11 protein-coding genes are annotated in these 12,123 nt (G+C 73.6%); 2 read left to right on the forward strand and 9 right to left on the reverse strand.

The features are described from left to right. Positions 1-33 precede the first annotated feature (33 nt). The 3 genes from BJ993_RS07025 to BJ993_RS07035 are packed head-to-tail and all read right to left on the reverse strand — an operon-like array spanning position 34 to position 3,930. Positions 34-474 (reverse strand): hypothetical protein, encoded by a 441-nt coding sequence (locus tag BJ993_RS07025; RefSeq protein WP_179648210.1) that lies wholly within the window; start codon positions 472-474, stop codon positions 34-36. Next, entirely contained in the window at positions 471-2,435 is a 1,965-nt protein-coding gene (locus tag BJ993_RS07030; RefSeq protein ID WP_179648211.1) for a primary-amine oxidase, read from the reverse strand. Before BJ993_RS07030 ends, BJ993_RS07025 begins: the two co-directional genes overlap by 4 nt. 49 nt (positions 2,436-2,484) lie before the next feature. Continuing rightward, a complete protein-coding gene (locus tag BJ993_RS07035) occupies positions 2,485-3,930 on the reverse strand; it encodes an APC family permease (protein ID WP_179648212.1) in 1,446 nt (481 codons plus the stop codon). A 356-nt stretch (positions 3,931-4,286) separates the two neighbouring features. Here BJ993_RS07035 and BJ993_RS07040 point away from each other — a divergent pair, with 356 nt between their 5' ends. Both BJ993_RS07040 and BJ993_RS25340 read left to right on the forward strand, forming a co-directional pair. Further along, entirely contained in the window at positions 4,287-5,789 is a 1,503-nt protein-coding gene (locus tag BJ993_RS07040) for an APC family permease (protein ID WP_179648213.1), read from the forward strand. Beyond that, positions 5,782-6,432, forward strand: a complete 651-nt coding sequence (locus BJ993_RS25340) for a helix-turn-helix domain-containing protein (protein WP_036548945.1) — start codon at positions 5,782-5,784, stop codon at positions 6,430-6,432. The genes BJ993_RS07040 and BJ993_RS25340 overlap by 8 nt, the downstream gene beginning before the upstream one ends. On the opposite strand, the gene mftF is transcribed toward BJ993_RS25340, so the two are convergent. From mftF to mftB, 6 genes are read right to left on the reverse strand one after another with little or no spacing between them, the layout of a single operon-like run. Beyond that, positions 6,383-7,861, reverse strand: coding sequence for a mycofactocin biosynthesis glycosyltransferase MftF (mftF, locus tag BJ993_RS07050; protein WP_179648214.1), 1,479 nt, complete (start codon positions 7,859-7,861; stop codon positions 6,383-6,385). The genes BJ993_RS25340 and mftF overlap by 50 nt on opposite strands. Beyond that, positions 7,858-8,598 (reverse strand): mycofactocin-coupled SDR family oxidoreductase, encoded by a 741-nt coding sequence (locus BJ993_RS07055; protein ID WP_179648215.1) that lies wholly within the window; start codon positions 8,596-8,598, stop codon positions 7,858-7,860. Before BJ993_RS07055 ends, mftF begins: the two co-directional genes overlap by 4 nt. Continuing rightward, the gene (gene mftE, locus BJ993_RS07060) at positions 8,595-9,272 is read right to left on the reverse strand and encodes a mycofactocin biosynthesis peptidyl-dipeptidase MftE (protein ID WP_179648216.1); all 678 of its coding nucleotides are present in this window, start codon (positions 9,270-9,272) and stop codon (positions 8,595-8,597) included. The genes BJ993_RS07055 and mftE overlap by 4 nt, the downstream gene beginning before the upstream one ends. Before the next feature lie 5 nt (positions 9,273-9,277). Next, the gene (gene mftD, locus BJ993_RS07065; protein WP_179648217.1) at positions 9,278-10,534 is read right to left on the reverse strand and encodes a pre-mycofactocin synthase MftD; all 1,257 of its coding nucleotides are present in this window, start codon (positions 10,532-10,534) and stop codon (positions 9,278-9,280) included. Then, entirely contained in the window at positions 10,534-11,826 is a 1,293-nt protein-coding gene (mftC, locus tag BJ993_RS07070; protein ID WP_179648218.1) for a mycofactocin radical SAM maturase, read from the reverse strand. Before mftC ends, mftD begins: the two co-directional genes overlap by 1 nt. Further along, complete coding sequence (gene mftB / locus BJ993_RS07075) at positions 11,823-12,122, reverse strand: mycofactocin biosynthesis chaperone MftB (protein WP_179648219.1); 300 nt, start codon at positions 12,120-12,122, stop codon at positions 11,823-11,825. The genes mftC and mftB overlap by 4 nt, the downstream gene beginning before the upstream one ends. Position 12,123 lies beyond the last annotated feature (1 nt).

Raw genomic sequence — 12,123 nt, forward strand, 5'->3', positions numbered from 1 at the left:
CCGGATCCGCAGCGCCCGCACCCGCGGAGGCCGTCAGCGCGCTGACGACACCTCCGCGGGCAGGTGGCGCCGGCGACCCGCCAGCCGTGCCACCAGGACCCCCACGGCGAGCACGACCTCGAGCCCGGCGACCAGGCTCGCGACGTGCATCAGGTCCCATCCCTCGCCGTGGAGGTGCGCCGCCACGTGGCCCGTCGCCGCGTGGGCCGCCCCGCCGTGCGCGGCGGGGCCTCCCGTCGTGCCCATCACCAGCAGGTGGAGGGCGACCATCGCGGCGGCGGTGCCGGCCGTCCACTCCCACGCCCGGGAGTCCGACGTCCGCCACAGTGCCGGCACGCAGCGCAGGCAGGCCAGCGCCGCAGCGAGCATGAGGAGCACGGCCAGCGGCGGCATCGCGCCGAGCGCCGCCACGTGCAGGCCGACCGAGACGACCGCCAGGCCGGCAGCGACCCGGCCGGCCACCAGGCCGGTCACTTCATCCCCCGGCAGTGCGGGGTCGTCCCGGCCGGAACGTCGAGGGCCGGGTTCCGGTCGAAGAAGCCGACCGGCTTCAGCGTGAAGCCGGTGTAGTCGACCGGCATGACCGGCCAGTCCTCCGGGCGGGGGAAGTGCGTCAGGCCGAAGGTGTGCCAGAGGACGATGTCGGCGCCGTCGATGTCGCGGTCCTGCTCGACGTACCGCTCGAGGCCGTCGGTGCCGGGCGACTGGTTGACGATCTCGCCGGCCGGCCAGCGGTGGCCGTCGTCGTGCGCGCTGACCCACAGGTGGTGCGTCCCGAACGCGCCGCGCCTGGCGATGACCGAGGACGGGTCGGCGAGCAGGGTCGGCTGGCCCTCGGGGTGCAGCGCGTAGCCGACGGGCTGGCCGAGCCGGTTGGTCCGCTCCGGGTTGGTGACCAGCCAGGTCCGCGAGGCGAGGTTGTCCGCGTGCCGCCGCGCCTCGAGCTCGGTGCGCAGCCGGGTGTGCTGCTGGCGGAAGGCGTTGCCGTACGGGTTGACGTCGCTGACCGGCACCCGCACCGCGTCCACCTCGTCGACGGCGTTGGTGTGCCCGTCGACCGCCATGTCGAGGCGGGCGGAGAAGAGGTGCTGGTGGAAGGGAGCGCCCAGCCCGGGCGCCATCTCGGTCGCGAACCCGTCCGGCCCCGTGTACGCCGACGTGAACACGATCCCCGTCGCCTTGGCCTCGAGCTCGATGGTGCCGTCGAGGTAGAGGTACCAGTAGAAGCCGTAGTCGTAGTTGCCGATCGTGAGGAAGAAGGAGATCACCAGGCGGCGCTGGCGCCGCGTCTCGGCCATGCCGTTGAACAGGTCGGTGTGCTTCCACAGCACGCCGTAGTCCTCCTCGTGCAGGCAGATCGCGTTCGTCAGGGTGCGTGGCTCGCCCTTCTCGTCGGCGATCACGGCGTCGACGTAGGTGATCTCACCGAGGCAGTCGCAGCCGAGCTCGAGGGAGTTCGTGTAGCGACCGAAGATGTACTCGCCCTGGTCGAAGTAGTTGATCCAGTAGCGCGAGGGCGCCGGGTCGCCGTACGGCACGACCATCTCGGGGATCGAGGCCCGGTTGACGATGGGGCGCACCCCGCCCGGGGCGGCGTCGTCCTTCCACCCGAGCTGGTGGAGGACCAGGCCCTCGCGGACGTCGAAGGTGAACCGGAACTGCCAGTTCGCCCACTCGATGAGGTTGTCGGTGACGGTGAAGCTCGGGCCCTCGGGCTGGGTGATCTCGATCGGCTTGAGGTCGGTGCGGGTCGGCGACCCGTGCGGCTCGGCGTTCCACTCCCCCCGCTCCATCGGCACGTCCATCATCGCGTTGTCGGCGACGGCGAAGACCGCCCGCTCGGTCAGGTCGACGTAGGCGCAGACGCCGTCGATGGGGTGCGCCCACGGCAGGTCGGCCTCGTCGAGCTGCAGGAAGGCGAGCACCCGGCACATGCGGCGGCCCTGCTCGGCGGGGTCGCCGAAGTTGCCGGCCGACAGCGGCACCGCGCGGACCATCGCGGGGTCGATGCCCCGCTTCGCCATCGCGGCCAGCCAGTCGTCGCTGGCCAGCAGGATCTGCTCGATGTCCTCGAACTCCTCGTCGAGGATCGGGCCCTGGCCCTCCGCGAGGGCGTCGATCGCGCGCGTCGACTCGACGGCACCCGCGCTCACGTCGACCACGACGCTCGTCGCGGCGCCGGAGGCGCGGTCCACGAGGATGCTGGCGACGGTACGACGGAACGGGTCGCCCTCGGCGTGGGCCAGCAGCTCGGCCTTGGGCGCCTCGAGCAGGCCGACGTAGACGAAGCGGGTGTCCGGCCCGAGCAGGCCCGCGGCGTCGACGACCTCACGGTTGGCGCTCACCTCCTCCGCGGTCAGCAGGGACAGGGGGTGCGCGGTGAGCGGCGCGGTGGGCGGCGCGGTGGCGGCCGGGCGGGTCGGGGTGGCGGTCATGGTGGTCTCCTCGTGTCGGGATGGGTGGTGGAGGGCGGGGTCGGGCCGGTCAGGGCTGCGCGGGGGCAGGGACCGGGTCGGGGACGGCCTGGCGTCGTACCGCCAGGGAGAGCAGGAGGCCGGCGGCGAAGGCGCCGATGAGGAGCGCCTTGAAGCAGGTGGCGACCGTCGCCGAGCCGCCGACGAGCAGGGCCAGGTTGTCGACCGTCATCCAGGCGAAGGCGGCGAGCCCGCAGATGGCGACGGCCGGGGCGATGACGGCCTGCCAGGGCGTGGCGAGACCCGGGTGGCGACGGAAGTAGGCCACCACCGCGACCGAGGTGAGCAGCATCAGCGCGATCAGGCCGACGACGGACACGGCCGCGAACCAGGTGAACACCTCGAGCACCGGGTCGAGCTGGAAGGCCAGGCAGAGCGCCAGCAGGACCGCACCGACGACCGACGTGGTCAGGGACGCGACGTGCGGCGAGCCGTGGTGCTCGTGGGCGCGGCCGAGCGCCGCCGGCAGCACCGCGACCTCGGAAGCGGGGTCGCCGAGCGTGTGGAGGTAGCGCGAGATGACGTTGTGGAAGGCGAGGATCGCCGCGAACACGCTGGTCACGAGCAGCACCTCGACGACGTCGCCGCCGAAGCCGCCGAGCACCGTCGTGGCGGTCTCGCCGAGCATCGTGCCCGGGTCGGCGACCGCGCGGGCCACGGCGCCCTCGTCGCCCCACCACGAGACCAGCGCCCAGGCGGACAGGGCGTAGAAGCCGCCGATCAGCAGGAGCGCCGCGTACGTCGCCCGGGGGATCGTCCGGTCGGGGTCGCGCGCCTCGTTGCGGAAGATGGCGGTGGCCTCGAAGCCGATGTAGCCGGCGACGGCGAAGATCAGCGCGATCCCCGGGGCGCCGGAGGTGAATGCCGACGGGTCGAGGGCGGTGCTGGCCAGCCCCTCGTCGCCGCCGCCGCGGACGACCACCACGACGTTGAGGACCATCACGACGGCGACCTCGGCGACGAGCAGCACGCCGAGGACCCGGCCCGAGAGCTCGATGTGGCGGTAGCCGAGCAGCGCGACGACGACCATCACCGCGACGCTCCACACCCCCCACGGCAGGTCCGGCCCTCCGTGGTCGGTGACCAGGACGTCGATGGCGCTGCCGATGAAGCCGTAGACGGCCAGCTGCACGGCGGCGTACGAGACGAGCGCGAGGAAGGCGGAGCCGACCCCGGCCGGGCGGCCGAGCCCCCGGGCGACGTACGTCGAGAAGGCGCCGCCGGCGTCGACGTGCCGGGCCATGGTCGTGAAGCCGACCGCGAAGAAGAGCAGCACGACCGTGCAGACGACGTACGACGCGGGGAAGGCCGCACCGTTGCCCGCGGCGATGCCGATCGGGACGGTGCCGGCGACGACGGTCAGCGGGGCGGCTGCGGCGACGACCATGAAGACGATCGCGCCGACGCCGAGGCTGCCGGAGAGCCGGTGGTGACCGGCGGACGGGGTGGTGGACATCGGTGCTCCTTGTCGGGACGGGCCGGGATCGGCGCCTCCACGCTCGGCGGCGGACGTCTCCGTCCGGTCTCCGCCGGGTGAAGGTCTCCGCACCGCGGATGGGAACGGAGACGGGTCGTTCCGGGCGTGATGCAGCTCACTGTGCGCCGTCCCGGGGGCCGCGCTGTTCAGAAACTGGACAGCGTCGGGCGAACGGGATGACCGGGCGGACGGGCTTCTCACTCGGCCGCGCGGGACCCCCGCGGGTCGTTCTCATTCGACCCCGTCCGCGCGGTCGCGGATTCTCATTCGGACCCCACACCGGGTTCACACCGACGTAGCGACGGGAGGCCCGTCAGGCGCTAGCGTCGGCCTCGATGGACGGTGCGGACACCGGCTCCGGCCGGACTCTCGAGGGTGACCCGGTCGCGGCGCGGCTGCGGCCGTCCTCGCCTGTCGGCGGGCTCTCGCGCCGGACCCTCGCCTTCCCCCAGGTCCTGGCCCAGTCGGTCGCCGCGGTCGCACCGTCGGCGGTGATGGTGACGCTGCCCCTGCTCGCCCACCCGACCGCCGGCAGCCTGACGCCGGTCGTCTTCCTCGCCGTCGCGGCGCTCATGGTCGCGGTCGCCGGCTGCGTGAACTCCTTCGCGACGCGGATGGTCGCGCCCGGCGGGCTCTACAGCTACACCGTCAAGGGCCTCGGTCCGCGCGCCGGCCTGGTCGCCGGGCTCTCGCTGGTGATCGGGTACGCCGGCGCAGCGGCCGCCAGCGTCCTGGGCGCCACCGAGTTCCTGCTCGCCCTCCTCGACGACCTCGGCATCGACCCGTCCGGATCCGGCGCGGCCCGTCCGCTGGCCTCGCTCGCGCTGGCCGCGGCCGCGGGCGCGGTGATGGTCCGTGGCGTGCGCCTGTCGGCCGGCGCGGTGCTCGTGGTCGAGGCGCTCGCGATCTCGACGGTGGTGGTCGTGCTCGGCGTCGCGGGCTGGACCGACCTGCGCATCGACGCCGGTCTCGGGAGCTCGGTCCCGGACGGCCACTGGGGCCTCGTGCTGCTCCTGGCGCTGGTCGCCTTCGTCGGGTTCGAGTCGGCGACGACCCTCAGCAGCGAGACCCGCCGTCCGTTCAGCGCCGTACCCAGGGCGGTGCGGTGGACGCCCGTGGTCGCCGGCCTGCTCTTCGCCGGCGCCGCGCTGCTCGTGACCCGCGACGGCTTCGTCGGCACGCGCGGCTCGGGGCTGGCCTGGGACCTGTCCGGGGGTGGTGGGGCCGGGCCACGGCTCGCCGAGGCGCTGCTGCACCTGGGCGTGCTGGGCTCCTGGTTCGCGTGCGCCTGCGGCTCGACGACCGCCCTGACCCGCACGCTGTTCACGATGGCCCGTGAGGGCGTCCTGCCGGCGCCCCTCGGACGCACCCACCGCCGCTGGCGGACCCCCGCCCTGACCCTCGTGCTGGCCAGCGCGCTCGTCGGGGGCTCCGTCGCCGCGACCACCGCCCTCGGCGCCGCCCCGGACGACGTCTTCGTGTGGCTGCTCTCGCTCTCCGCCCAGGGGTACGTCGTCGCCTACGCCTTCTGCGTCGTCGCCGCCCCCGTGTTCCTCCACCGGATCGGCGAGCTGCCCCGGGCCGGGTGGCTCGTCCCCGCGCTGACCGCCACCGTCATGGCCGGCATCGTGGTCGCCGGCACCGCCCTCGACCCCGGCCGGTTCAGCCGTCCGGCGGTCGTCTACCTCGCCCTGCTCGCGACGGCGCTCGTGCTGACGCTGCTGCGGCTGCGGGCACGCGGCGTCCGGCTCGCCACCCTCGGCCTGTACGACGAGACCACCGAGGCCGACCTGCTGACCCGGCGCCGGACGGTGTGGCGAGGAGGCGGGCGTGGTTGACAGCTCCCCGATCAGCGGACGCCAGCCCAAGGCCATCCAGAACGCGCTGGCCGTGCTCGAGGCGGTCGCCCTGTCCGGCAGCGGCGTGACGGCCAAGCAGATCGCGGCGCGCCTCTCGATGCCGCCCGCGACGGTGTACCGGATCCTCAACCTGCTGGTGGCCGAGGAGTACATCGTGCGCCTCCCCGAGCTCTCCGGCTTCGCGCTGGGCCGCCGGGTCGACGTGTTCGTCGACGCCGCGCTCACCCCGACGATCGTCCAGTCCGCGCGGGACCTGCTGACCGAGCTGCGGATGACGGTGCGGGTGGGGATCCACCTGTGCTCCTGCCGGTCGGGCGTCGTACGCATCCTCGACGCCGACCCCGACTTCCCGCCGCCGCTGACCGAGCCGGAGCTCAACGCCCGCCTTCCCCGGACCGCCCTCGGCGAGCTGATGGCCGGCGGGCGCGAGCAGACCACCGCGCACCGGGTCGCCGACGTGGCGCCCGGCACCGAGTCGGTCGTGGTCGGGATCTACAACCGCGACGGCGTGCTGCACGCCGCGCTGTGGATGCTGGGCTCCCCGAGCGGCATCGCCGTCGTCCAGGAGCGGCTCACGACGATCGCGCGGCGCGCCGGCGACCTCGACCCGCTGTTGCACTGACCTCACCCCGACCGTCCGCCCGGGTGGTCCCGGGCCGGCGCGGCAGGAGGCAGCGGGGGCTGCGGTGGCGGATCGCGCCCCACCACAGGCCGCTGCCGTAGGCGAGGTCGTCGAGGCGTCGGGCGGCGAGGGCGGTGAGGGGGTCGACGCCGGTGCGCTCGCGGAGGAAGACGACCATGTCGACGGCGACCGCGGAGAACAGGGCTCGACGGACCTGGCGGCTGAAGGGCGCGGCGAGGGCGGCGAGGGGCCACCAGTGGCGCAGCAGCAGCCCGGCCTCCTGGCGGACCGCCCAGCCAGTGCCCTTGGCGGCGAGCCGGGCTGCGACGGCGTGGCGGCCGTCCTCGACCGGGAGGTGGGGCGCGAGGTTGCGGGCCGTGGCCGCTCCCGCGACGGCTGCGACGGGGAGTGACCACCAGCGGCGCTGCAGGAGCGCCCAGCCGCTGAGCGCCATGGTCGGGGAGAGGACGGCGGGGGCGACCTTGTCGCCGTGGCGGGCGGCGAGGTCGGCGCCGCCGGTGCCGTAGAAGAACTTGCGGCCCAGCCAGGTCCGGACCGTGCCGCGGACGTCGTGGTCGGCGCGGACGTCGGGGTCGTAGCGGACCACGTGGCCGGCGTCGACGAGGCGCCAGACGAGGTCGACGTCCTCGGCGACCCGCCAGCCGTCCTCGAACCCACCGATCCCCCCGCCGGGCTCCCCCGTCAGGAGGTCGGTGCGGCCGACGAGGCAGGCCGAGGGGAGCCAGCCGACGGCGGCGCCGGGGCGGACCACGCCGCCGGTGGCGCCGAGGTCGAGCGAGGACGCCGCGGCGTCGTACCTCTCGAACCAGCGGGGCCTCTCGCTCCTCACCTTGCCGATCACCTGGGGTCCGACGAGGGCGACGTGGGGGTCGGTGCAGTGACGCGCGAGGTCGAGCAGGCGGGCGGCGTCGATGGTGACGTCGGAGTCGACGAACGCGACGAGCGGCGTCCTGACGAGGCGAAGGCCGGCGTTGCGGGCGCCGGCGGGGCCGACGTTGGTCGTGAGCCGGTGGACGCGGACGCCGTGGCGGTGGGCGACCTCGGCGACCAGGTGCGGGCGTTCGGAGGCGTCGTCGACCACGATGACGGGCAGTGGGACGAGGGCGGCGAGGCAGCGGGCGAGCTGTTCGGTGCGGTCGTGGACGGGTACGACGACGGTGAGGTCGGTCAGCGGGACCTCGACCTCGTCGAGGACGGGGTTGGCGAGGTTGCCGTCGAGGAGGCGGCGCGCGAGGCGGGCGGTGGCCGCGTCCTCGACGGTCAGCCCGCCGCCGTCGAGCAGGCTGCGGGCGCGGTCGCCGAGGCGGACCGCGCGGACGGGCGAGCCGCCGACGAGCAGCCGTCCGCCATCGGCGTACACGACGTCGTCGCGCAGCCGGACCCGGAAGCCCTCCGCCAACACGGTCATGGCGCGAACCCGCCGTCGGCGTGGACGACCGAGCCGTTGAGGACCGCGGCGTCGCGGCTGCAACAGAAGGCGACGGTGGCGGCGACCTCGTCGGGCTCGAGGATGCGGCGCAGGAGCTGGTTGTCGGCGAAGGCCTCGACGTCGTCGAGGTCGTAGAGCGCGGCGGTGGCCTCGAGCATCGGGGTGCGGGTCGAGCCGGGTGAGACGGCGCAGGCGGTGGCGCCGGTGCCGACGAGGTCGGCGGCCAGGCCCTTCACCAGTCCGACGACGGCGTGCTTGGCGGCGTTGTAGGCAGCCAGGTGGTGCAGCCCGTGGTGGCCCGCGGCGGACGCGATCGCGACGAACCGGCACCCGGCCGGGTCGGGGCCGGCGAGCATCGCGGGGACGGTGACGGCGGCGGTGTTCCACACGCCCTTCACGTCGACGTCCCAGAGCAGGTCGAGATCCGCCTCCGGCGTCTCCCACAGCGGTACGCCGCCCGCGACCACGGCCGCGGCTGCGACCGCCGCGTCCAGCCGACCCCAGCGGTCCAGCGCCGCGTCGACCGCCGCCGCCAGCGCGGAGCGGTCGCGGACGTCGGCGACGACGGGAACCACCTGGTCGTGGGCCGCCGCCACCGCGAGCTCGTCGACGGCGACGACGCGGTCGCCCTGGGCGACGAGCCGTCGTACGGTCGCGGCACCGATGCCACGGGCGGCACCCGTGACGAGCACGACCCTGCCGCTCGGCGCGCTCACGGCATCCTCGCGACGAACGCGACGACGTCCTCGACCATCGACGCGAGCACCGCCGCGCCCTCGGCGGCCGACGCGCCGGCGGGGTCGCCGAGCACGCCGTTGGCCGAGACGGCCTTCACGCCGCCGGCCATCATCTGCGGGAGCAGCTCCTCGAGGGTGCCGGTGTTGCCGGCCTCCGCGCGGTCGAGGCGCACCTTCCCCGGCGCCAGGTGCAGCATCAGGGAGGTCTCGGTACGGCCTGCGTGCAGGTCCACCTCCTCGGTCGCGCAGGGCACCCAGGCGACCTCGCGACCCTCCTGCACGAGCTGCGCGACCGCGCCGCGGAGTGCGGTCAGGTTGCCGCCGTGGGCGTTGACGAACACGATCCGCGCGGCCCAGGTCGACATCGAACGGGTGAGCTCGACGACGACGTCGTGCAGCACACCGGTGCCGATCGAGCTCGTACCGGCGAAGTCCTGGTGCTCGCCGCTGGAGCCGTAGGCGATCGCCGGCGCCACCACCACGTCACGGCCCCGCTCCCCCAGCGCGCCCGCAGCACCGGTCGCGACACCGACCGCGATGACGGTGTCGGTGTCGAGGGGCAGGTGCGGGCCGTGCTGCTCGGTCGAGCCGACGGGCACGAGCACCGTCGGCCCGGCCGGCAGGCCGGGCGAGGTGGCCGAGGCGAGGTCCATCGGGCTCAGCCCCGCACGGCCGCCGGCAGCGAGGCGGGAACCCCGAGCGCCCGGTCGAAGCCCTCGGGGACCAGCAGGTGCTCCGGCCGCAGCTCGGCGGTCGAGGACAACGCCAGTCCGCGCAGGGCGGAGTCGATGCCACCGGACAGGACGTCGAGGACGTTCTCCACGCCCGCTTGGCCGTTGGCCGCGAGCCCCCACAGGTACGCGCGGCCGATCAGCACCGCCTTCGCACCCATGGCGAGCGCCTTGACCACGTCGGAGCCGCGGCGTACGCCGCCGTCCATGACGACATCGATCTGCTCACCGACGGCCTCGGCGATCGGGCGGACCATCCGGATCGCGGCCGGGGTGCCGTCGAGGTTGTTGCCGCCGTGGTTGGACACCGAGATCCCGTCGACACCGGCATCCACGGCGCGGAGCGCGTCGTCGATGCGGCACACGCCCTTGAGCACGAACGGCGTCCCGGAGATCTGCGCCCAGGTCTCACGCATCCACGCCACGTCGTCCCACGACGGGGGCGGGGTGGTCATCCACTCGTAGTAGGCACCGAAGAAGGTCGGTCCCGTCGTCTGTCCGGGAGGGGCGAGATTCGGGGCCGTCAGGTCGGGCAGCTTGCCGGTTGCCCTGAACTCCTTGCCGAACTGCCACATCCACCGCGGCTTGGTCGCGACCTTCGGAGCCAGGCGCACCATCGCCTTGAGGTCGACCTTCTCGGGGATCTCCGGGCTGCCCCAGTCGCGTCCCATCGAGAACGACCAGTCCAGGGTGGCGATCAGGCCCTTCACCCCGGCTGCGTGGGCACGCTGCATCCGCTGGACCATCGTGTCCCGGTCGCCGGTCCAGTACATCTGGAAGAACGTGGACGCGCCGGTCGCCGTGACGTCCTCGACCGACTTGGACGCGAAGTTCGACAGGCCCATGATCGTGCCCCGTGCCGCGGCCGCGCGGGCGACGGCGACCTCACCGTCCGGGTGGACCGCCTGTACGCCGGTCGGGGAGACGATCACCGGCAGGCCGATCTGCTGTCCGAACACCGTCGTGGCCTGGGACCGCTCCGGCAGCTGCCCGACCACGTGAGGGGCCAGCCCGAGCTCGGCGAACGCCGCCTCGTTGTCCGCGATCGACTGCCCCCGCTCGGAACCGGCCACCAGGGCGCCGTACACGGGCTGGGGCAGGCGCTTGCGGGCCCGCTCCTGCGCGACCGCGACCGACTCGAACCAGGGGTTCTGCTTCCAGGGGTTCTCGAACTTCTTGCTCATCAGCAGCAGCCTCCGTTGGTTCCGGTGGTCGAGGAGGTTGCGCAGCAACCGTCACGAGACCCCGGCTGGTCGAATGGGTCGAAGCCGGCGAGCGGGCTCTCGGCGCAGGCGGAGACCGGCGGCGCGGTGAGGAGCTTGAGCATCACCGGCTGGTTGCGGGTGGGGTTCGCCTTGGAGTGGTCCTGGCTCGGCGCGGGGATCGTCCGCTCGCCGGCCAGTGCGTGCTCGCCGTAGCCCTGCACGCACTCGGGGTCCGGGCCGTCCAGCGGCAGTCCGGTGAAGAACTTCGCCGCCATGCAGCCCCCGCGACAGGAGTCGAAGAACTGACACGACGAGCAGGCGCCACCGGTCTGCGGCGAGCGGAGCTCGTTGAACAGTGCCGAGTCCTGCCACACCCGCTGGAAGCCACCGTCGGCGAGCAGGTTGCCCGCCAGGAAGTTGTCGTGGATCGCGAATGGGCACGCGTACACGTCGCCGATCGGGTCGATCAGGCACACCACCCGCCCGGCACCGCACAGGTTGAGCCCGGGGAGGGACTCGCCGAACGCGGCGAGGTGGAAGAACGAGTCGCCGGTGAGGACCTCTTCCCCGTCTGCGGTGTGGGCCATCAGCCAGTCGTAGAGCTCGCGCTGCTGCTCCGGCAGCGGATGCAGCTCGTCCCACACGTCCGCACCGCGGCCGCTGGGACGCAGGCGGGTCAGCCGCAGGGTCGCGCCGAACCGGTCAGCGAGCGCCTTGAACTCGTCCAGCTGGCCGATGTTCTCCCGGGTGCAGACCACCGAGATCTTCGCGTCCTCGAACCCGGCGTCCTTCAGGTTCTGCAGCGCCCGAAGGGCGGTGTCGTAGGAGCCCGGGCCACGCACGTAGTCGTTGACCTCGGCGGTCGCGCCGTCGAGGGAGATCTGCACGTCGACGTACCCGTTGCACGCGGGCGAGGCCAGGAACGCCGCCCGCTCGGGGGTGATCCGCACCCCGTTGGTGGAGAACTTCACGCCCACGTTGTGGTTGACCGCGTACTCGAGCAGCTCCCAGAAGTCGGGGCGGATCGTCGGCTCGCCACCGCCGATGTTCACGTAGAACACCTGCATCCGCTGCAGCTCGTCGATCACCGCCTTGCACTGCTCGGTCGACAGCTCCCGCGGGTCACGCCGTCCTGACGAGGACAGGCAGTGCGCGCACTCGAGGTTGCACGCGTAGGTCAGCTCCCAGGTCAGGCAGATCGGAGCATCCAGGCCGTACTCGAACTGCTGGACGAGGCTCGCGTTCTGCGGACGTTCGGGTGCGATGGTCATGCGCTCTTCTCCTCAGCCATCGCGCCGGCCGGGCGCGGGCGGATCATGTCGGTGGCTGCCAGGCCGCGCAGCGCGGCGGCGTAAGCGGGGTGCTGGGAGGCCGGGACACCGACGGACTCGAGCGCGGTCCGCACGTCCGGCGCCTCCCCCAAGGCCCGTACGACGGCGACCAGCTCGGGCCGCTTCAGGAAGGTCAGCTTCCGGTTGCCGAAGTGGTAGGCCAGCGCCCCGAAGGGCTCGGGCCGCAGTGCCACCGACGGCGAGAGCATCCACGGCTCTCCCAGCAAGGCGTCCATG

The sequence above is a fragment of the Nocardioides aromaticivorans genome, assembly GCF_013408525.1.
Classification (GTDB): Bacteria; Actinomycetota; Actinomycetes; order Propionibacteriales; family Nocardioidaceae; genus Nocardioides; species Nocardioides aromaticivorans.